Source organism: Actinacidiphila sp. bgisy145, assembly GCF_057708125.1.
The window spans coordinates 107,022-127,098 of sequence record NZ_JBYIRL010000001.1 but is presented as its reverse complement, the minus strand read 5'-3'; the positions used below and the strand labels follow the sequence as shown (position 1 = coordinate 127,098).

The 20,077-nt window shown below is 73.6% G+C and carries 16 protein-coding genes; 13 read left to right on the top strand and 3 right to left on the bottom strand.

Features of this window, described 5'->3' with window-relative positions; all coding sequences use genetic code 11:
* Window positions 1–28: 28 nt before the first annotated feature.
* From AC3ERT_RS00485 to AC3ERT_RS00465, 5 genes are all read left to right on the top strand, one after another.
* Window positions 29–2,743 (top strand): class III lanthionine synthetase LanKC N-terminal domain-containing protein, encoded by a 2,715-nt coding sequence (locus tag AC3ERT_RS00485; protein ID WP_435172102.1) that lies wholly within the window; start codon window positions 29–31, stop codon window positions 2,741–2,743.
* Window positions 2,744–2,752: 9 nt separating this feature from the next.
* Window positions 2,753–4,084 (top strand): MFS transporter, encoded by a 1,332-nt coding sequence (locus tag AC3ERT_RS00480; RefSeq protein WP_435127953.1) that lies wholly within the window; start codon window positions 2,753–2,755, stop codon window positions 4,082–4,084.
* A gap of 315 nt (window positions 4,085–4,399) precedes the next feature.
* Window positions 4,400–4,864 carry an XRE family transcriptional regulator gene (locus tag AC3ERT_RS00475; protein ID WP_335980902.1) on the top strand — a complete coding sequence of 155 codons (465 nt, stop codon included), beginning with the start codon at window positions 4,400–4,402 and terminating at the stop codon, window positions 4,862–4,864.
* A gap of 59 nt (window positions 4,865–4,923) precedes the next feature.
* Entirely contained in the window at window positions 4,924–5,478 is a 555-nt protein-coding gene (locus AC3ERT_RS00470) for a ParH-like protein (RefSeq protein ID WP_435127955.1), read from the top strand.
* Entirely contained in the window at window positions 5,471–6,718 is a 1,248-nt protein-coding gene (locus AC3ERT_RS00465; RefSeq protein WP_435172100.1) for an MAB_1171c family putative transporter, read from the top strand. The genes AC3ERT_RS00470 and AC3ERT_RS00465 overlap by 8 nt, the downstream gene beginning before the upstream one ends.
* A 43-nt stretch (window positions 6,719–6,761) precedes the next feature.
* Here AC3ERT_RS00465 and glgC read toward each other — a convergent pair whose 3' ends face one another.
* Window positions 6,762–7,982, bottom strand: a complete 1,221-nt coding sequence (gene glgC, locus AC3ERT_RS00460) for a glucose-1-phosphate adenylyltransferase (protein ID WP_435172099.1) — start codon at window positions 7,980–7,982, stop codon at window positions 6,762–6,764.
* Between the two features lie 82 nt (window positions 7,983–8,064).
* The gene (gene glgA / locus AC3ERT_RS00455) at window positions 8,065–9,237 is read right to left on the bottom strand and encodes a glycogen synthase (RefSeq protein ID WP_435127961.1); all 1,173 of its coding nucleotides are present in this window, start codon (window positions 9,235–9,237) and stop codon (window positions 8,065–8,067) included.
* A 413-nt stretch (window positions 9,238–9,650) separates the two neighbouring features.
* On the opposite strand from glgA, the gene AC3ERT_RS00450 reads away from it, so the two are divergent.
* From AC3ERT_RS00450 to AC3ERT_RS00440, 3 genes are all read left to right on the top strand, one after another.
* Entirely contained in the window at window positions 9,651–10,208 is a 558-nt protein-coding gene (locus AC3ERT_RS00450; protein ID WP_335980937.1) for a GNAT family N-acetyltransferase, read from the top strand.
* Between the two features lie 220 nt (window positions 10,209–10,428).
* A complete protein-coding gene (locus tag AC3ERT_RS00445) occupies window positions 10,429–11,394 on the top strand; it encodes an acetylxylan esterase (RefSeq protein ID WP_435172097.1) in 966 nt (321 codons plus the stop codon).
* Between the two features lie 93 nt (window positions 11,395–11,487).
* Window positions 11,488–12,423, top strand: a complete 936-nt coding sequence (locus AC3ERT_RS00440; RefSeq protein WP_435127965.1) for an RNA polymerase sigma factor SigF — start codon at window positions 11,488–11,490, stop codon at window positions 12,421–12,423.
* 48 nt (window positions 12,424–12,471) lie between these two features.
* Here AC3ERT_RS00440 and AC3ERT_RS00435 read toward each other — a convergent pair whose 3' ends face one another.
* Window positions 12,472–13,965 carry an MFS transporter gene (locus AC3ERT_RS00435; protein WP_435172095.1) on the bottom strand — a complete coding sequence of 498 codons (1,494 nt, stop codon included), beginning with the start codon at window positions 13,963–13,965 and terminating at the stop codon, window positions 12,472–12,474.
* A gap of 143 nt (window positions 13,966–14,108) precedes the next feature.
* Here AC3ERT_RS00435 and AC3ERT_RS00430 point away from each other — a divergent pair, with 143 nt between their 5' ends.
* The 5 genes from AC3ERT_RS00430 to efeB all read left to right on the top strand — a co-directional run bounded on the left by AC3ERT_RS00430 (window position 14,109) and on the right by efeB (window position 20,037).
* A complete protein-coding gene (locus AC3ERT_RS00430; protein WP_435172093.1) occupies window positions 14,109–14,849 on the top strand; it encodes a DUF1275 family protein in 741 nt (246 codons plus the stop codon).
* 238 nt (window positions 14,850–15,087) lie between these two features.
* Window positions 15,088–16,407: a glycoside hydrolase family 3 N-terminal domain-containing protein gene (locus AC3ERT_RS00425; protein WP_335980914.1), complete on the top strand. Its 1,320-nt coding sequence runs from the start codon at window positions 15,088–15,090 to the stop codon at window positions 16,405–16,407.
* A 178-nt stretch (window positions 16,408–16,585) separates the two neighbouring features.
* Window positions 16,586–17,020 (top strand): SH3 domain-containing protein, encoded by a 435-nt coding sequence (locus tag AC3ERT_RS00420; RefSeq protein WP_435172091.1) that lies wholly within the window; start codon window positions 16,586–16,588, stop codon window positions 17,018–17,020.
* Window positions 17,021–17,272: 252 nt separating this feature from the next.
* Window positions 17,273–18,778, top strand: a complete 1,506-nt coding sequence (locus AC3ERT_RS00415) for an EfeM/EfeO family lipoprotein (protein WP_435172089.1) — start codon at window positions 17,273–17,275, stop codon at window positions 18,776–18,778.
* Window positions 18,775–20,037 carry an iron uptake transporter deferrochelatase/peroxidase subunit gene (gene efeB / locus AC3ERT_RS00410; RefSeq protein ID WP_435172087.1) on the top strand — a complete coding sequence of 421 codons (1,263 nt, stop codon included), beginning with the start codon at window positions 18,775–18,777 and terminating at the stop codon, window positions 20,035–20,037. The genes AC3ERT_RS00415 and efeB overlap by 4 nt, the downstream gene beginning before the upstream one ends.
* Window positions 20,038–20,077 lie beyond the last annotated feature (40 nt).

The window sequence follows — 20,077 nt, the reverse complement described above, 5'->3', positions numbered from 1 at the left end:
GCACGTCGATCCCGCACCGGAGAGGCCCATGATCCCGTTCCTGTACGTCGTCGCGGACAAGGAGTTCTACGCCCCGCTGGAGACCGCCCGCGACCGCGGGGAGGTCTACCGGCCCGCGGCCGTACCGGACGGCTGGACCGGGGCCGAGGCCGGGATCTGGACGATGTGGCACCGCGGCCGGCAGCTGCGCGGTGTCGAGGACGGCTGGAAGGTCCACGTGTCCGCGCGGCCCGGCCGCCAGCAGCACGTCCTCGACACCGTGGCCGCGGTCTGCTTCGAGCAGGACGTCGCCTTCAAGAACATGTCCTGCGCACTGTTCTACTGGTGGATGCACCACAAGCAGGCCGCCCGCCAGCAGAGCGGCAAGTTCGTCGCCGCCTACCCCACGAGCGTCGAGGCCGCCCGCACGCTCATGGAGCGGCTGCGCACCGAACTCGCCGACGAGGAAGGCCCGTTCATCCTCACCGACCGGCGCTACCGCGACTCGCGCACCGTCCACTACCGGTACGGCGCCTACCTGCCGCGCGACCGCGTCAACGCCGACGGCACCTACACCATGCTGCTGCGCCGCCCGGACGGCGTCCTGGCCGAGGACCGCCGCGGGGTCTCCTTCCACCTGCCCGACGGCGTCACCGACCCGTTCACCGCCGGCCGGCCGAAGGCGAAGGGACCGAAGGCGAAGGGACCGAAGGCGAAGGGACCGAAGGCGAAGGGGCCGAAGGCGAAGGGCGCGACCCGTGCGAAAGGCGCCCCGGCCACGGCGGACGCACCCGCACCCGCACCCGTCACCTTCCACGGCTACGCCTTCGAAGAGGCCCTCCAGTTCTCCAACTCCGGCGGCACCTACCGCGCCCGCGAACTCGCCACCGGCCGCCAGGTCTTCATCAAGGAGGCCCGCGCGCACACCGGGATCGCCCACGGCGAGCGCACCGCGCCCGACCAGCTCCGCGCCGAGCACGCCACGCTCACCGCGCTGCACGAGGCGGTGCCCGGCCTGGCCCCGCAGCCACTGGAGCTCTTCCGCGAGTGGGAACACCACTACCTGGTCACCGAGTTCGTCGAGGGCGAGACCCTCCAGCGCTGGATGGTCGCCCATCAGCCCATGCTCGGCACCGGCCGCCGCCGCGAGGAGTTCGACGACTACTACGCGCGCTGCGAGAAGCTGATCGCACGGGTCGAGACCGCGCTGGACCGCCTGCACGCGGCCGGCTATCTCTTCGTGGACGTCAGCCCGGGCAACGTCATGGTCGGCGACGACGACAGCGTCCGGCTGGTCGACTTCGAGGCCGCCCAGCGCGCCGACAGCGACGAGATCCTGGTGATCGGCACGCCCGGCTACGCCCCGCCGCCCGAACTCGTCGGCGACGACCGGCTGATCCACGACACCTACGGGCTGGCCGGCCTCGCCCTGCTGCTGCTCGGGCCCTTCCACCAACTGGCCCGCCGCAACCCCGATACGCTCGCCCACCTGCGCGGCGAGCTCCAGGAGCGGGCGCCGGTGCCGCAACCCCTGTGGCGCAAGGCGGTCCGCTTCCACCCGCCGCGCCCCGCCGCCGACGGCGCCGTACCCCTGCCCACCCCCGAGCAGGTGGCCGCCGAACCGCTGCGCCACCTGGCCGAGTTGCGCGACCGCACCGCCGACGCGCTGACCGCCATGGCCGAACCCGGCCACCCGGCCCGGGTGTTCCCCACCATCGCCGACGGATACGCCAGCAACACCCAGTGCCTGGCCTACGGTTCCGCGGGCGTGCTGCACGCCCTGACCCGAGCCGGGCGCGCCCTCCCGGACGGCGCCCTGGAGCGGCTGCGCGCCGACACCTTCGACGGCATCGAGCGCCTGGGGCCCGGGCTGATGGCCGGCACCGCCGGAATCGCCTGGGTGCTGGCCGACCACGGCCTGCTGGACGAGGCACGCGACCTGCTCGCCGCCGCCGACCGGCACCCGCTGACCGCCTCCGGCGCCTGCGCCACCCTCTTCGGCGGCAGCTCGGGCCTGGCCATGGCCCACCTCGCCCTCTACGGGCACACCCGCGAGAACGCGCACCTCGACCGCGCGCAGCAGCTCGCCGCGGCGCTGCCGCCCGACGCCGAACTCACCGCGCTGCTCGGCGCCGACGACGCCACCGGCCTGATGCACGGCCGGACCGGCATCGCCCTGATGCTCCAGCAACTCGACGCCGTCACCGGGTCGTCGGCGGGCACGGAGCGCGGGGTGCGGCTGCTGCACGCCGAACTCGACCGCGCCACCGACCCCGACGCGCCCGGTCTGGCCTTCCCGATCTCCGCCGCCGACAGCCGCAGCCTGCCCTACCTGTACTGCGGCTCCGCCTCGATGGCGCACACCGTCGTCCGCTACACCCGCACGATCGGCGACGAGCGGCTGGTCCAGGCGCTGCCACGGCTGCTGGCCGCGGCCCGCACCCCGTACACCGCGATGTCCGGGCTCTTCCAGGGGCAGGCCGGACTGGGGTTCGCGGCTGCCGAGCACGCCCGGCTGACCGGCGACGCCGCCGCCCGGGACGCCGCGGTCCGCAGCGCGCGGGCCCTGTACAAGTTCGCGGTGCCGCACCCGACCGGGGTGCGCTTCCTCGGCGACCAGAACATGCGGTTCAGCGCCGACCTGTGGAGCGGCTCGGCGGGCGTGCTGCTCTTCCTGACGCAGCTGCTGGACCCCGCGCCCGACCCGCTGTTCACCGTGGACGCGCTCGCCGCCGCCCCCGCCCCGACCGCCGCAGCCAGGTGAGGTGCCCCGATGGACCGTGACACGACCGACAGCCCGAGCGGCGGACCGGACGCGGACACGAAGCAGCCGCCCGGCCCCGCGGACCGGGGCGTGCGGCGCGACGTCAACTACTACTGGTGCGGGCAGACCGCCTCCGCGTTCGGCTCGGTCTTCACCACCATCGCGCTGCCCGTCGTGGCGGTGGTGCACCTCAACGCCTCGGCCGGGGCCATCGGCCTGATCAGCGCGGCCGCCACCGCGCCGATCCTGCTGCTGGGCTTCCCGGCCGGCGCGCTCGCCGACCGCCTCGCCCACCCGCGCCGCACCCTGGTGCTGCTCGACCTGGTCTGCGCGGCGGCCGTCGGCGCGGTCGCCCTGGGACTGGCCGCGGGCACCGTCTCGCTGCTGTGGCTGGGCCTGCTGTGCGCCGTCATGGGCGCCACCTCCACGTTCTCGATGTCCGTGTACTTCCTGCACCTGCGCCAGCTCGTCGGCCCCGACGGCATCGGCAGCGCCCGGGCCCGGCTCCAGGCCGGGCAGTACGGTGCCGCGCTCGTCGGCCGGCTGCTGGCCGGGCCCGCGATCGCGGTGCTCGGCGCGGCCGCCGCGCTGTCGGTCGACGTGGCCAGCTACCTGCTCAGCGCCGTAGCGCTGCTCGCCATGCGCTCGCCCGACCTGGTGCCGCGCGGCCCGGCGCCCTCGATGCTGACCTCGCTGCGCGGCGCGCTGGCCGGCCTGCGGCTGTTCACCGGCGACGGCTTCCACCGCGCGCTGGCGGTGTTCATCGTGGTGCCGGCCGCGGCCCTGGCCGGGGTGACCGCCCTGACCGGCCCGTTCCTGCTGCGGGTGATCCACCTGCCGACGGCCGCGTACGGGTCGCTCTTCGCGCTGTCGGGGCTGATGGGGCTGTCGGGCTCGGCCGTCGCCGGGCGCGTGCTGGCGCCGGGGCGCAACCCCCGGCGGGTGCTGCTCGGGGCGTTCACCGCGGCGATGGCGTGCAGCCTGCTGCTGCCGCTGGCCGACGGGCCGCTGCCGCTGGCCGCGTGTTGCGCGGCGCTGGGCATCGGGCTGCCCATCTTCTTCGGGTCGATCGCCAATGTGGCCGTCAGCTCGGTGCTCGTCGCCGACATGTCCGAGGAGACGCTCGGCCGCGCGATGGCCGCGCTCCAGGTGTGCGTGGCCACCGCGGGCCTGGTCGGCGCGCTGGGCAGCGGTGTGCTCGGCGACTGGCTCGGGGTGCGCGGCGCGCTGTGGGCGATGGGGCTGATCGCGCTCGGCGGCGTCGCGCTGAGCCTGCCGCCCGCGCTGCGGGCCGCCCGAAAGGCCCCCGCTGTGCCCGCGCCGGAGCCGGCCGCGGTCTGACCGGAGCACCGGCTCGCATCGCCCACCCAAGTGCCGCCCCCGGTCCCCGACATGGCCGGAAATCCCCTTGCCCGGCCGGATCGGCGTTCCGACGGCTCCGGCCGCCCGCCGGACCGAACGGACAGCAACGTCCGCGTCACGCACGGAAGTCGGCGGCGGGGGCGAACCCACGGACACCGCCACCCGCGCCCTGTCACCCGGTTCACATCGGCCACACAGCCGACGGCCATTCCGGGATCGGGTGGGCACCGGCTACGATGAGGCCGGGGGCAGGGCACCCGGGCCTGGCCGGTACTACTCGGGGGGAGGCGGACCATGGACAAGCGTGTTTCCGCCGTGTCGTCCACCACCACCGCCGACCGCGAGCCGGACGCCACCCTCGCCGACAAGATCGACGCCCTCTTCCGCGTCGTCCGGCGCCCCAACCGCGAGCCGTACAGCCACGAGGAAGTCGCCCGCGCCTGCCGCGAGGCCACCGGCGAGAGCTTCTCCGCGACGTACCTGTGGCAGTTGCGCACCGGCCGCCGGGACAATCCCACCAAGCGCCATCTCGAGGCCCTCGCGCAGTTCTTCGACGTCCCCGTCGGGTACTTCTTCGACGACGAGCAGGGCGCGGCCATCGCCAAGGAACTCGAACTCCTCGGCGCGCTGCGCGACGCCGGTGTGCGCAGCATGGCGCTGCGCGCGGTTAACCTGTCCCCCGAGGACGCGGCCACGATCAGCGACATGATCGACGTCCTCGCCCGCAGGGAGCGCAGTTCCCAGGGGCGCGGCTTGTAGCGTGCCCGAACTCCGCTGTGAGGTCTCATGGCTCCGGCCGGTGGAGGGAGGGACAGCGGGTGAGGCGGGCAGGACGCGGCGGCGGCCGGGAGATGTGGAAGCGCTGCCGGCGCACGGTGGACGGGCTCGACCTGCCCGACCCGTTCGACGCGGCGGTCTTCATCGGGATGCTCGCCGGCACCCGCGGCCGTCCGATCGAGCTGGTGCCGATCTCCGCGGCGCTGCACACCCCGTGCGGCCTGCTGGTCACCACCGACCGGGCCGACTGCATCCTGTACGCGGCCGACACCAGCGCGCTGCACCAGCAGCACATCCTGCTGCACGAGGCGGCCCATCTGATCTGCGGCCACCACGAGACCGCGCCCGCCGCGTCGGCGGCCGCCGAGGTGCTCATGCCGCACCTGGCGCCGTCGCTGGTCCAGCGGGTGCTCGGCCGCAGCGTGTACACCGAACCGCAGGAGCAGGAGGCGGAGTTGGTGGCCTCCATGATCCTGGCGCGCACCGCCCAGGACGCCCGCGACGCCCGGCCGCAGCCGCCGCACCCGGGGCGGGCCCGGTTGGACCGGCTGTTCGGCACTCCGGAGGGCCCGGCGCCGGGCCGCCTCGATGACTGACCTGCTCTCCTTCCTCGGCGCCGCGTTCTTCCTGGTCTTCGGCGTCCACCGGCTGACGATCACCCGCGGCTCCCGCGCGGACCCCGCGCAGCGCTACGTCTCCGGTTTCGCGCTGTGCATGGGCCCCGCGCTGCTGCTCAACTCCCCTACGGTGACAGGTGGGTTGGCGGCCGACCCGGCGCTCGACACGGCGGTGATGTTCGTCAGCCACAGCCTGAAGCTGTCGGGCCTGGCCTTCCTCGCCCTGGTCGCCTACGCCCTCAAGTCCCCGGCCGCCGGCCGGACGGCGCTGCGGCGCCAGGCGCGGCTGGCGGGTGCGGCGCTGGCCGCGTCGCTGCTGCTGTTCCTGGCCGCCCAACCGCACACCCGGGGCGACGAGTTGTCCGTCCCGGACGGCCACCGGTGGGCGCTGGCCGCCTTCAGCGCGCTCTTCGCGCTCTACGGCGCCTGGTGCCTGCTCGTGCTGGCCCGCGAACTCGCCGGCCACGCGGCCCGGACCGCGCCGGGGCTGCTGCGGACGGGGCTGCGGCTGATGATGCTCGCCGCCGCGTTCGGCGCCGCCTGGACGGCCTGGGCGCTGGACGACGTCCTCGGCGATCTGCGCGCGGGCCACCAGGGCGTGGGCGAGGACATGGTGTCCTCCTTACTGGGCGCGATCACCGCGCTGCTGGCCACCGGCGGGGCGACGGCGACCTTGTGGGGCGGCCCGCTCGGCGCCCCGGTGCGGTGGCTGCGCGCCTACCGCCGCTACCGGGCGCTGGAGCCGCTGTGGTCGGCGCTGCACCGCGAGCTGCCGCAGATCGCCCTCGACCCGTCGGCGGCCGAGCGCCGACCGGGTCTGCGCCGGGCGGAGTTCGCGCTGTACCGGCGGGTGATCGAGATCCGCGACGGGCACCTGGCACTGCGGCCGTACTTCGACGCCGACGTCGACCGGTGGACGGCGGGCGCGGCGGAGGACGGCCGCCCGCGGCAGGCGGTGCTGGAAGCGGCCACGATCGCCGCTGCACTGGAGAACAAGCGGGCCGGGCGGCGGCACAGTGCCCAGGGCGCCCGGACGGCCGGGGCCGCGCCGCAGCCGCCGGCGGCCGTGGCGGCGACGGTGGCGGCCGAGACGGCGTGGCTGCTGGAGGTGACGGCGGCGTTCACCGGTTCCCCGGCCGTCGCCGACGTGCGCCGACGTGTCCGGCGGGCCGCGGCCGGCCCCGGCGGCACCGCGGCAGCTCCCGACCCGCGGACGTGACCGGGGACCGGGGCCGCCGCCCGCGGGCAGGCCGCGGCCCGGTTCAGCCGACGGGGCTGCCCTTGCCCAGCACGATCACCCCCGCGTCCGAGACGGCGTACAGCTCGCGGTCCCGCGCCGGGTTGACGCCGATCGTGGCGCCGGGCGGCACGTCCACGTTCTTGTCCAGCACCGCCCCGCGGACGATCGCGCCGCGCCCGACCCGCACGTTGTGGTGCAGCACCGAGCCCTGCACGACCGCGCCCGGCTCCACCACGACACCGGGCGACAGGACCGAGCGGGTGACCTGGCCGCGCACCACGCAGCCGGGGCTGACCACCGACTCCCCCACGATGCCGCCGGCGGCGATCTTCGCCGGCGGCAGCGAGCCGGGGTTGGTGTGGATCGGCCAGTCGCGGTTGTAGAGGCTGAACGCGGGCCGGTCGGAGACGAGGTCCATGTGCGCGTCGTAGTACGTGTCGAGGGTGCCCACGTCCCGCCAGTAGCCGTGGTCGCGGGCGGTCTCGCCGGGGACGTGGTTGGCGTCGAAGTCGTAGACGTGCGCGGCGCCCTGCGCGGTCAGCCGCGGCAGGATGCTGCCGCCCATGTCGTGCACGGACTGCGGGTCCTCCGCGTCCGCCTGCAGCGCCTCCAGCAGCACTTTGGTGGTGAAGACGTAGTTGCCCATCGAGGCGAAGACCCGCCCGGGGTCGTCGGGCAGCACCGGCGGGTCGGCCGGCTTCTCCAGGAACCGCTCCACCATCACGCCGTCGGCGCCTGGGGTGATCACACCGAAGCCGCCCGCGTCGGCCCGGGGCACCTTGATGCCCGCCACGGTGACGCCCGCGCCGTGCTCGGCGTGCTGCGCCAGCATCTGCCGCGGGTCCATCCGGTAGACGTGGTCGGCGCCGAACACCGCGACGTAGTCCGGCTGTTCGTCGTGGATGAGGTTGAGCGACTGGAGGATCGCGTCGGCGCTGCCGAGGTACCAGCGCGGGCCCAGCCGCTGCTGGGCGGGCACCGGCGTCACGTAGTTGCCGAGCATGCTGGACATCCGCCAGGTCGTCGAGACATGGCGGTCCAGGCTGTGCGACTTGTACTGCGTCAGTACGCAGATCCGCAGGATGCCGCCGTTGACCAGGTTCGACAGCACAAAGTCGACCAGGCGGTAGTTCCCGCCGAAGGTCACGGCCGGTTTCGCCCGGTCGGCGGTGAGCGGCATCAGCCGCTTGCCCGCGCCGCCGGCCAGCACTATGCCAAGGACCGAAGGTCCACCTCCGCGCATCGGCGCCCCCTTGTCCGTCGTCTGTACGCTGCCTGTACGCCGTCGTCCGTCGTCGTGACGTGCCCGTTCCGTGCCCCGCCCGCTACGGCGCCGCGCCCGCCTTCGCCACCTCCTCGTACAGCTGCGCGGTGCGGCGCGCGACGGTGTCCCAGCCGAACTCGCCGACCGCGCGCCGCCGTCCCGCCTCGCCCATCCGCGCCGCGGCCGCCGGGTCGGCGAGCACCCGGTCCAGCGCCCGGGCGAGCCCCGCCTCGAACTGGTCGGCGTGGCCCTCCCGGTAGGGCACCAGCAGCCCGGTCGTGCCGTGCGCGACGACCTCGGGGATGCCGCCGACCGCGGAGGCGACCACCGGTGTGCCGCACGCCATCGCCTCCAGGTTGACGATGCCCAGCGGCTCGTAGACCGACGGGCAGACGAACACCGCGGCATGGCTGAGGAGTTGCACCACCGCCGGGCGCGGCAGCATCGACGGAATCCAGTGCACCCCGTCGCGCACCGAGCTGAGTTCGTCGAAGAGCGATCTGAACTCCCGGTCCAGCGCGGGGGTGTCGGGCGCGCCCGCGCACAGTACGAGCTGTGCGGCCGGGTCGATCGAGCGGGCGGCGCGCAGCAGGTGCGGCACGCCCTTCTGCCGGGTGATGCGGCCGACGAACAGCACGTACGGGCGGGCCGGGTCGACGCCGAGCCGGGCGAGGGCGTCGGTGCGCGGGTCGGCCCGGTAGGTGGCGGTGTCGATGCCGTTGCGCACCACGTGCACCCGCGCGGGGTCGAGAGCCGGGTAGCAGGACAGGATGTCGCCGCGCATGCCGTCGGAGACCGCGATCACCGCGTCGGCGGACTCCATCGCGGTGCGCTCGGCCCAGCTGGACAGGGCGTAGCCGCCGCCGAGCTGCTCGGCCTTCCAGGGGCGCAGGGGTTCCAGCGAGTGCGCGGTGAGCACGTGCGGGATGCCGTGCAGGAGCTTGCCGAGGTGGCCGGCGAGGTTGGCGTACCAGGTGTGGGAGTGCACCAGGTCGCGGCCCTGGAGCGCGGCGGACATCTGGAGGTCGACGGCGAAGGTGCGCAGCGCGTCGTTGGCGCCGTCGAGGCTGTCGGGGGCGCGGTGGCGGGCGACGCCCGGGCTGTCGCCCTCGCCCCAGCAGTGCACGTCGAGGTCGACCAGGCGGCGCAGTTCTCGGGCGAGGAACTCGACGTGCACGCCCGCGCCGCCGTAGACGTCCGGGGGGTACTCCCGGGTCAGCAGTGCGACCTTCACGCGGACCTCCTGCCGTCGGCGACCGTTCTCCTTGCTTTCCCCGCTTGCGGGTGACTTATCACCGCGGCGGCCCGGGTTCGCCGGCGGCGCCGCCGGCCGGGGGTGCGCCGGTGCGCGGACGCGCCGCGGTGTGGTGCGGTTGACCCGGATTCGGCCATGCTCGGCGCCTTGCCACCCGTTGCCACCGGTTTGCCACCCATGACCGCCCGCAGTCACCGGCGCGGGCTTTTGCCCACGTATGGGGCGTCGGTGCACTCGTGGGCCGGGTGGGACCCGGCCCGGGGCAAGCACAACCCCGTCGCGCCCGCGGCAATACCGCCGATCCCGCCCCGCGGGACGCCGTACGGAATGACGCTTTATTGACGGCTGCGATCCCCCGGTCCCGGGCACACGTATGGGAGAGACGACACGTGATGACCACCCCCCACTCCCCCGCACCTCTGCCGCTGCGCGCCGGAGAGCGGTTGGCACTGGCACTGGCGAGGGAAGAGATGATGCAGGACTACCACCGGTGGGAGACCGACCCGCAGACGGTCGTCGGTTTCGGTGCCCGCTGGCCGGTGTCCTGGGAGGTGTTCCAGGCCCGTTTCCTGAGCAGTCACACCTCGGAGCACTACCAGCTCTTCGAAGTGGTCACCACCGAGGACGCGGTGCCGGTGGGCACCACGTCCCTCTGCGTCGACCAGGCGGTCAACACCGCCGAACTCACCCTGGTGATCGCCCCGGAGCACCGCGGCCGGGGCTATGCGTCCGAAGCCACCGCTCTCACCTTGGACTGGGCGTTCTCCATCGCATCGCTGAGCGCGGTGTGGCTGGAGGTGCTGGCCCCGCACACCGCCGCGGTCAACGCCTATCTGAAGGCCGGTTTCCGTACCGCCGGCCGGCTGCGCAGCGCCGCGCTGTGGCAGGGCCGGCGGGTGGACAAGCTGCTCCTGGACTGTGTGCCCGACGACCTGGCAGAAAAGAGGTGATCCGCGATGTCCTGCCCCGATGTCAACTGCCGCAAGGGCGGCTGCACCACCGACCCCGGTCAAGGCCGGCCCGCCGCTGAGCGCGCTCCCGAGAAGTGAGCCCGGCCGCCCCGGGCCGCGCCCCCGCCTGCCGGAGGTGCGGCCCGGGGCGCGTCGCGGCGGACCGGGCCAGTACGGTGTGCGGGACCTTTGGTGATCAGCCGCGGAGGGGACGCAACCGATGGCCCAGTTCGACATGCCGCTGGAAGAGCTCAGGACGTACCGCAGCGCCTCGATCGAGCCGCCGGACTTCGACCGCTTCTGGGCGGACACCCTCGCGCAGGCCCGCAGCCACGACCTGGACGCCCGGTTCGAGCCGGTCGCGACGGCGATACGCACGGTGGAGATCTTCGACGTGGAGTTCTCCGGCTTCGGCGGGCACCGGATCAAGGGCTGGTTCTCGATACCGGCCGGGTCCACCGAACCGCTGCCGCTGGTGGTGGAGTTCGTCGGCTACGGCGGCGGGCGCGGGCTGCCGCACCAGAACCTGACATGGGCCTCCGCGGGATACGCGCACTTCCTGATGGACACCCGCGGCCAGGGCGGCTCCTGGTCGACCGGCGACACCCCCGACCCGGTGGGTTCGGCGTCCGCGACGCCCGGCTTCCTGACCCGCGGCATAGCCGACCGCGACACCTTCTACTACCGCCGGGTGATCACCGACGGTGTGCGCGCGGTCGAGGCGGCCCGCAGCCACCCGCTGGCCGACGCCGCCCGCACGGTACTGACCGGGGTCAGCCAGGGCGGCGGGCTGAGCATCGCGGTGGGCGGCCTGGTGCCGGACCTCGTCGCGGTGGCGCCGGACGTGCCGTTCCTGTGCGACCTGCCGCGGGCGGTCCGGATCACCGACGCGGCCCCGTACCGCGAGGTCGCGGTCTACCTGGCCAACCACCGCCCGGAGCGGGAGCGGGTGTTCGGCACCCTCGCCTACTTCGACAACGTGCACTTCGCGACCCGCGGCAGCGCCCCCGCGCTGTTCTCCACCGCGCTCCAGGACCTCACCTGCCCGCCCTCCACGGTGTTCGCCGCGTTCAACGGCTACGGCCACCAGGACCGGACCATCGAGGTCTACGACTTCAACAGCCACGAGGGCGGCGGCGCCCACCACGAGGCGCTGCGGCTGGAGTGGCTGCCGAAGTACGTCTGAACGGCGCGGGCGGTGCGCCGCGTTGACCGGGTGCGCGGCGAACCGCTTTTGAAAAAGGGAGGAATACGTTCGCGAGGTCCGGGCAGAAGGCGGATGACCGTTTTACCAGTTCGAGGCGATGAGGTGACCGTGACCGTGAACGCGCAGCAGCCGGCCGGCACGAGCGGAACCGCGACCTACCCGGGTCCGGCCGACCAGGCCCAGGAGGCGACCGGCGGGCTCCCCTGGATCGAGGACGCCACAGCCGTCGCCCCGAAGGACGCCCGGGTGCTGTCGAAGCTCTTCTTCGACCGGCTCCAGGAGCTGGAGGAGGGCACCCACGCCCACAGTTACGCCCGCAACACCCTGATCGAGATGAACCTCGCGCTCGTGCACTTCGCCGCCGGGCGCTACCGCAACCGCCCGTCGACCGACCGCGAGGAGATCGTCCAGGTCGGCACGATCGGGCTGATCAAGGCGATCGACCGGTTCGACCTGTCCCGGGAGACGGAGTTCACCACCTTCGCGATCCCGTACATCGTCGGCGAGATGAAGCGGTTCTTCCGCGACACCTCGTGGGCGGTCCACGTGCCGCGGCGGCTCCAGGAGCTGCGGGTGGAGCTGGGCAAGGCCAAGGAGCAGCTGGCGCTGCTGCTGGACCGCGACCCGACGGTGGCGGAGCTGGCCGCCCACCTGGAGATGTCCGAGGAGGACGTGCTGGAGGGCCTGGTCGCCGCGAACGGCTACACCGCCGGTTCCCTGGACGTGCCGTGGTCCGACAGCGACGCCGGCCCCGAGAGCGACGGCCGCACCCTGGCCGACTCCATCGGCGACTGCGACCCGTCGATCGAACTGGTCGAGGACCTGGGCAGCCTGGCCCCGCTGATCGCCGAACTCTCCGACCGCGACCGCGAGCTGCTGCGGATGCGCTTCGTCGACGAGATGACCCAGTCGCAGATCGGAGAGGAGCTGGGGTACTCCCAGATGCACGTCTCCCGGCTGCTCAGCCGTATCGTCCGCAAGCTCCGGGCCGGCCTGCTCGCCCAATGACGGCCCGCGCCCGGTACGGACGGGTGCGGCAGGGGTGACCGCGGCCGCTCAGGCCGGTTCGGCCGCTTCGGCCGCTTCGGCCGCGGTCAGGGGCCTGGCGATGTCCTCCAGCGACTTCTGCTCCGCGTCGACCGCGAAGACCGCCGCGACCAGGCCGCCCGCGCACATCAGGCCCGCGCCGATGCAGAACGCCAGCACGGTGTCCGCGACCTTCCCCGAGGAGGTCAGGTCGGCGAAGACCAGCGGTCCGGTGATGCCGCCGGCCGCCGTGCCGACCGCGTAGAAGAACGCGATGGCCATCGCGCGGGTCTCCATCGGGAAGATCTCCGACACCGTCAGATAGGCGCTGCTCGCGCCGGCCGAGGCGAAGAAGAGCACCACGCACCAGCACGCGGTGAGCGTGGTGGCGTCCAGCGTCCCGCGGTGGAAGAGCCAGGCGGTGAGGAAGAGCAGCACGCCGGACAGCAGGTAGGTGCCGCTGATCATGATCCGCCGCCCGACCAGGTCGAAGAGCGGGCTGAGCAGCACCGCCCCGCACAGGTTGCCGGCCGCGATCACCGCGAAGTAGTAGCCGGTGTGCCCGGAGTCGACGCCGTAGAAGGTGATCAGGATCGTGCCGAAGCCGAAGGTGATGGCGTTGTAGAGGAACGCCTGCCCGATGAAGAGGGACAGGCCCAGCACCGCGCGTCTGGGGTACTTCGCGAAGACGGTCCTGGCGATCAGCCCGAAGCCGATGCTCCTGCGCTGGTGGATGGTGATCTCGCGGCCGGCGCGCGGCAGCCGGGTGCCCTTCTCCGTCTCGACCCGCTGCTCGACGTCGGCGACGAGGTGCTCGGCCTCGTCGCCGTAGCCGTGGATGAACTGCCAGCGCGGGCTCTCCGGCACGTGCCGGCGCACCAGCAGGATGACCAGGCCGAGCACCACGCCCAGCGCGAAGGTCAGCCGCCAGCCGACGTCCTTGGCGAACAGGCTCGTGTTCAGCGCCGCGATGGACAGCAGCGAGCCGCCGATCGCGCCGAGCCAGTAGCTGCCGTTGATGCTCAGGTCCACCCGGCCGCGGTACTTCGACGGGATCAGCTCGTCGATCGCGGAGTTGATCGCCGCGTACTCCCCGCCGATGCCGAAGCCGGTCAGGAAGCGGAAGGTGAAGAACCACCACGGCGCGAAGGACAGCGCGGTCATCGCGGTGGCGCCCAGATACACCGCGAGGGTCACCATGAACAGCTTCCGGCGGCCGTAGCGGTCGGTGAGCCAGCCGAAGAAGAGCGCGCCGACGCACGCCCCGGTCACGTAGAGGGCGGCGGCGAGGCCGGTGATGTCGGAGGAGGAGATGGCAAGACCGGAGCCCGGTTCCGACAGCCGCCCGGCGATGTTGCCGACGATGGTGACTTCCAGGCCGTCCAGAATCCACACGGTGCCCAGGCCCACCACGATCATCCAGTGCCAGCCCGACCAGGGCAGCCGGTCCAGCCGGGCCGGCACGTCGGTGGTGACGGTGCGGCCGCCCTCGCTGCTGGACCGGTCCGCGGCGGACGTCGCCATGGCGGATCACCTCCTCGGCGGCCAGTCTCACACCGGGCCGCCCGACACGCGCGCACGCCACCCCCGGCGGGTCGACGCCGCCGCACACCCGCGCGGCAGGGCACCATGCTGGGACAACGCCGCCGCCCGGGAGGGACCTCGCCGTGCGCACCACGCTCCACCAGATCCGGTCGATCGTCGCGCCTCCGCTCACCGGCCCGCACGGCCCGCTGCCGCCGCTGCTGCTCGTCCTGACCGTGGTGACCGGCCTGGTCGACGCCTTCAGCTACCTCGCCCTGGGCCGGGTCTTCGTCGCCAACATGACCGGAAACGTCGTCTTCATCGCCTTCTCGCTGGCCGGCGCCAAGGGCTTCTCCCTGCTCGCCTCCGTCCTGGCGCTGCTCGCCTTCGTCGCGGGCGCGGTGGCCGGCGGGCGGCTGTACGGGCTGGCCGCCGCGCACCGCGCGCGACTGCTGCTCGGCGCCACCATTGCCCAACTGGCTCTGGTACTGGTGTCGTTGGGCTTGTCGGAGACGGTGTCGCTGCCCGCGGACGGCGCATCGCGCGCGGTGCTCGTGGTGCTGCTCGGGCTGGCGATGGGCTCGCAGAATGCGGTGGTCCGCCGGCTGGCGGTGCCCGATCTGACCACCACGGTGCTGACCATGACGCTCACCGGGGTCGCCGCGGACTCACGGCTGGCCGGAGGCGGGGACAGCAGGGCCGGGCGGCGGCTGCTGTCGGCGCTGGCGATGTTCGCCGGGGCGCTCGCCGGGGCGGCGCTGATCGTGCACGGCCATCCGACCGCGCCGCTGCCGATCGTGGCGGCCCTGCTGGCCGTGGTGGCGGCCGGGCTCGTCCCGCACCGCCACTCGACGCTGCCGTGGGCGGCCCCGGAGGCCGGCTGACGGCGGGTGCCCGGCGGATGGTTGCGGTACGGCCCCCGGCAGCGCGGGGGCGCGGGGCGAGGGGGCTCGGGGGCGCGGGGGGCGCGGGCCGGTTTCACCCGGGTGGCCGCTCACCAGGGGACCTGTGAGGAACATGTGCCGCCGCTGGGAGATCATGGCAGGACAGCCCCCTGTCCCCGTCCGCCGTCCTGTTGTCCCCCTGTTCCGCAGACCGGCCCCCATGAGGTGAGGTTCCGCAGTGCGCAAGCACCCGCAGCATTCCCCCGCCGCCCGACCGTCGTACTCCGCGCGCCTGCTCCGGCACGGCGCCCTCGCGGCCGGCCTGCTCGTGGCCGTCGCCGGGTGCGGGAACGGCAACTCGTCCTCCTCGTCCACGCCCACCGGCACCACGGCCACGTCCTCGCGGGCCGGCGCCTCCCCCGCGACCTCGACCAGCACCACCGCGAGCCCGACGGGGACCACCAGCGCGCCGCCCAGCACCTCGGCTCAGCCCACCGCCACCGCGGCCTCCTGCGTGGACCGGGCGTACGACGCGATGACGAACTCCCAGCGGGTCGGCCAGCTCTTCATGACCGCCGTCACCAGCACCGGCGTGACCGCCGCCCAGATGCAGGCGATCACCACCGGCAAGACCGGCTCGGTCTTCCTCCAGGGCCACACCACCGCGGGCACCACCGCGGTGAAGGCGGTCACCGCCAAGGTCCGCTCGCTGGCCTCCCCGGTCAAGGGCGTGTCCCTGGGCATGTTCGTCTCCACCGACCAGGAGGGCGGCCAGGTCCAGGTGCTCAACGGCTCGGGCTTCAGCACGATCCCGAGCGCGGTCACCCAGGGCACCTGGTCCACCTCCACCCTCCAGAGCAGCGCCGCCACCTGGGCGCGCCAACTGGCCGCCGCCGGGGTCGACATGAACCTCGCGCCGGTCGCCGACACCGTCCCGGCGAACCAGGTGACGGTGAACGCGCCGATCGGCAAGCTCGACCGGGAGTACGGCACCACCCCCTCCACCGTCGCCTCCCACAGCACCGCGTTCCTGCGCGGCATGAAGCAGGGCGGCGTGGTGCCGGCCATCAAGCACTTCCCGGGGCTGGGCCGGGCCAGCGGCAACACCGACTTCACCGCGAACGTCACCGACTCGGTGACCACCGCCACCGACCCCTACCTCCAGCCGTTCAAGGCCGGTATCCAGGCGGGCACGCCGTTCGTGATGGTCTCCTCGGCGATCTACACCCGGATCGACTCCCACAACCCGGCGGCCTTCTCCTCCGCGGTGATCCGCACCCTGCTGCGCGGCAAGCTCGGCTTCAAGGGCGCGGTCATCTCCGATGACCTCGGCAACGCCGCCGCGGTCGCCAACCGCACCCCGGCCCAGCGCGCGGTGGACTTCATCACGGCCGGCGGCGACATCGTCCTCACCGTGCGGACCAGCGACATCTCCCCGATGACGTCGGCGGTGCTCAGCCGGATGTCGTCGAACTCCGCCTTCCGCTCCGACGTGGCGGCCAGCGTGCGCCGGGTGCTCACCGCCAAGCAGAACGCGGGCGTACTGACCTGCGGCTGACCGGCGGCAGTCTCCTACCACGACCGCAGCAGCACCAGCAGGGCCCCGGTGTCCGCCGACCGGGGCCTTCTGCGGTCCATCCGGGTGGTCCACCCGTTTCCCTGGACCGGTTCGGCGCTCCGGCATGCGATCAAGGAGGAGCACAAGGGAACGCCGCACTGTGAGAAAGAAGGCCGCAATGTACTCAGCGCATGCCCGGCACCGCGTCACGACCGGCATCGCCGGTCTGCTGATCGCCGGTTCCGGCCTGCTCGCCGCGCCGTCCGCGTACGCCGCGGCGCCCCGGCCCGCCGTACCCGCGGACAGCGCCGCCGGCGCCACGAGCGCCGCGAGCGCCGCCGCTCCGGCGTCGGCCGGGCAGCAGACGCAGGCCACCGCCGAGCCGCAGGGCCGGGTCGTGTCGCGCCTGCCCCTGACGATCCGTGAGAAGGCCACGTCGAACTCCCGCTCGCTGGGCACCCTCCAGCCCGGCACCGTGATCTGGCTGCACTGCAAGGTCGTGGGCCAGAACGTCGACGGCAACAAGCTCTGGTACCTGCTCGGCAACGGCCGCCCCGGCTACGTGGCCGCGCGCTACGTGCAGAACCTGTCCGCGGTGCCGTACTGCAAGTGACACCACCACCGGCCCACCCCGGGCCGAGTGGCGGCGGACCGGCGCGAGGTCCGGCACGAGCCATGGCACGAGCGCCGGCACCAGCGCCGGCGCCGCCGCCGCAAAGTTTGGTGAGGGCACCCTAAGCATGACGCGCGGGTGAACTGCGGGCGAATTGTGGGTTCCTGGCCTTTGTGCAGGTGGGAGGGCGTGCTGCCGCGTGTTTAGCATGTCGGCGTCACATCCTGCTGCACCGATTCCCGGAGGTCCGGTGTGCCCGCCGAACCCGCGCCCGAACCCGCACCGGCGGCCGGCGAGAAGACCGCCGCGCCGCCCGACGGCGTAGTGCCGCCCGCCGAGGAGGCGGCCGAGGTGGAGCGGACACCCGGCGACGAACCGGCCGCCCCCGACGGGAAGCCGGCCCCGGCCGACACCACCGCCGCCACGGCCGACACGACCGGCACGACCGGCACCGCCGACACGGACACCGGCGCGGACACCGACCTCACGGCCTCCGCGGCCCCCTCCCCCGACACCCCCGCCACCGCCGCCGCCACCGGCGCGCCCCGCAGGCGCCGCGCGCGCGGCTGGACCGTGGCGGCCACCGCCGTCGCCGTCGCCGCCGCGGTCACCGCCGGGGTGCTGGCCACCGGCGGCGGCCACCGCACCGCCGGCACCAAGGCCGCCGCCTCCGCCGACGGCCTGGAGCACACCGCCGTCGAGGTGTCGCCGAGCACCTGCGGCAGGGGCTGGGGCGCCGCGCAGCAGCCGCACGCCGGCACCCAGGCGTTCGACCTGCACAACACCGCGGGCAGCGCCACCGAGGTCTACCTCAAGGACCCCAAGACCGGGAAGCTGTTCGCGGAGATCGAGGGGCTGGCTCCGGGCGCGACCCGCTCGATGGTCGTGGACCTCGGCAGCGGCCGGTACGCCTTCGAGTGCCAGCAGGAGGACACCGACGCGGTCACCGGCCCCACCGTGACCGTCCCCGGCACCGTCCCGCAGGGGCCGTCCTCGCTGCCGGTCACCGTGCACGACCTGATCCCGCCGACCCTGGCCTACCAGAAGTGGATCAAGGCGCGGATGGCCGAACTCGCCACCGACACCGGGGTGCTGAAGTCCGACATCGACCGCGGCGACCTGGCCGCGGCCCGCCGCGACTGGCTCACCGGCCACCTGGTGTACGAGCGGATGGGCGCCGCGTACGACACGTTCGGCGACGCCGACGGCGTCATCAACGGCACCGCGCCGATCGGCCAGGACCCGTCCGCCGACCCGGACTTCACCGGTTTCCACCGGATCGAGTACGGCCTGTGGCACGGTGCGTCCGCGAAGTCCCTGCGCGGCCAGGCGGACACGCTGGACAAGGCGGTACGGGCGCTGAAGGCGCAGTGGAGCACGCAGCAGATGGACCCGGCGAACATGGGGCTGCGCGCGCACGAGATCATCGAGAACGCCGAGCAGTTCGAACTGACCGCCCGCACCGACTACGGCAGCGGCACCAACCTGGCCACCGCGTCGGCGAACATCGACGGCACCCGGGCGATCCTGGCGAAGCTCCGCCCGCTGCTGGCCGCCCGCGACACCGGCCTGAAGCAGCTCGACGCGTCGCTGGACCGCGCCCAGAACTACCTGAAGTCCCTTGAGCACGGCGGGAACTGGACCCCGCTGGCCGAGCTCACCCGCGCCCAGCGCGAGCAGGTGAACGCCGACTTCGGCGACCTGCTGGAACAACTCGCCCCGGTGGCGGCGATCTTCGACGTACGGAGGACGGTATGACGACCGACACGGGCTGCCCGGCCGGCGGCGGCGAACTGCGCCGGCGCGGTTTCCTGCGCGGCGCGGCGGTCGGCGTCGGGGCGGTCGGCGCGGTCGCGGGCGGCGCCGCCGCGCTGACCGGGTCGAGCGCGGCGGCCGCGACGCCGTCGGCGAGCGCCAAGCAGGCGGCGCCGTTCCACGGCGCGCACCAGGCGGGCATCACCCAGGACGTCCAGCCGGCCAGTGTGTTCCTGTCGTTCGACGTCACCGCGGCCGACCGGCGGGAACTGGTGGAGCTGCTGCACACCGTCACCGAGCGGGCCCGGTTCCTGACCGGCGGGGGCACCCCGGCGGCGCTGGGCATCACCGACTCGCCGTCGGACAGCGGGACACTGGGCCCGCGGGTGCCCGGCGACGGGCTGAGGGTCACCACCGGGGTCGGCGCGTCGCTCTTCGACGGCCGGTTCGGGCTGGCGGACCGCAAGCCGCTGCGGCTGACCGAGATGCCCGCGTTCGAGGACGACGACCTTCAGCCGGACTGGTGCCACGGCGACCTGAGCCTCCAGCTCAGCGCGCCGCACCAGGACACGGTGCTGCACGCGCTGCGCGACATCGCCCGGCACACCCGCGGCGGCATGCAGGTGCGCTGGCGGATGGACGGCTTCACCAGCCCGCCCCGGCCCAGCGGCACCCCGCGCAACCACCTCGGCTTCAAGGACGGCACCGCCAACCCGGACATCAGCGACCCGGCGGTGGCGAAGAAGCTGCTGTGGACCGGCGGCAACGGCGAGCCCGCGTGGACCACCGGCGGCTCGTACCAGGTGGTGCGGCTGATCCGGATGCTCGTCGAGTTCTGGGACCGGGTCTCGATCACCGAGCAGGAGCGGATGTTCGGCCGGGCCCGCGACACCGGCGCGCCGCTGGACGGGAACGCCGAGTCCGACACGCCGAACTACGCGCTGGACCCGATGGGCGACGTGATCCCGCTGGACAGCCACATACGGGTGGCCAACCCGCGCACCGCGAAGACCGACGACTCCCGCCTGCTGCGCCGCGGCTACAACTACGACCGGGGCATGGACAGCGACGGCAACCTCGACATGGGGCTGGTCTTCGTCTGCTACCAGCAGGACCTGGAGCGGCAGTTCGCCACCGTGCAGAAGCGGCTGGCCGGCGAGCCGCTGGTGGACTACATCACCCCGTTCGGCGGCGGTTACTTCTTCGCCCTGCCCGGTGTCAAGGACCGCAGCGACTGGCTCGGCCGCGCCCTGTTCGCCTGACCTGCGCACACAGTTCCCACCCAGGCCACCCACACCGAAC

Coding starts and splice junctions, on each gene's coding strand:
- AC3ERT_RS00485 (WP_435172102.1), top strand. CDS start 29: ATGATCCCGTTCCTGTACGTCGTCGCGGACAAGGAGTTCTACGCCCCG.
- AC3ERT_RS00480 (WP_435127953.1), top strand. CDS start 2,753: ATGGACCGTGACACGACCGACAGCCCGAGCGGCGGACCGGACGCGGAC.
- AC3ERT_RS00475 (WP_335980902.1), top strand. CDS start 4,400: ATGGACAAGCGTGTTTCCGCCGTGTCGTCCACCACCACCGCCGACCGC.
- AC3ERT_RS00465 (WP_435172100.1), top strand. CDS start 5,471: ATGACTGACCTGCTCTCCTTCCTCGGCGCCGCGTTCTTCCTGGTCTTC.
- glgC (WP_435172099.1), bottom strand. CDS start 7,982: ATGCGCGGAGGTGGACCTTCGGTCCTTGGCATAGTGCTGGCCGGCGGC.
- AC3ERT_RS00450 (WP_335980937.1), top strand. CDS start 9,651: ATGACCACCCCCCACTCCCCCGCACCTCTGCCGCTGCGCGCCGGAGAG.
- AC3ERT_RS00445 (WP_435172097.1), top strand. CDS start 10,429: ATGGCCCAGTTCGACATGCCGCTGGAAGAGCTCAGGACGTACCGCAGC.
- AC3ERT_RS00440 (WP_435127965.1), top strand. CDS start 11,488: ATGACCGTTTTACCAGTTCGAGGCGATGAGGTGACCGTGACCGTGAAC.
- AC3ERT_RS00435 (WP_435172095.1), bottom strand. CDS start 13,965: ATGGCGACGTCCGCCGCGGACCGGTCCAGCAGCGAGGGCGGCCGCACC.
- AC3ERT_RS00420 (WP_435172091.1), top strand. CDS start 16,586: ATGTACTCAGCGCATGCCCGGCACCGCGTCACGACCGGCATCGCCGGT.
- efeB (WP_435172087.1), top strand. CDS start 18,775: ATGACGACCGACACGGGCTGCCCGGCCGGCGGCGGCGAACTGCGCCGG.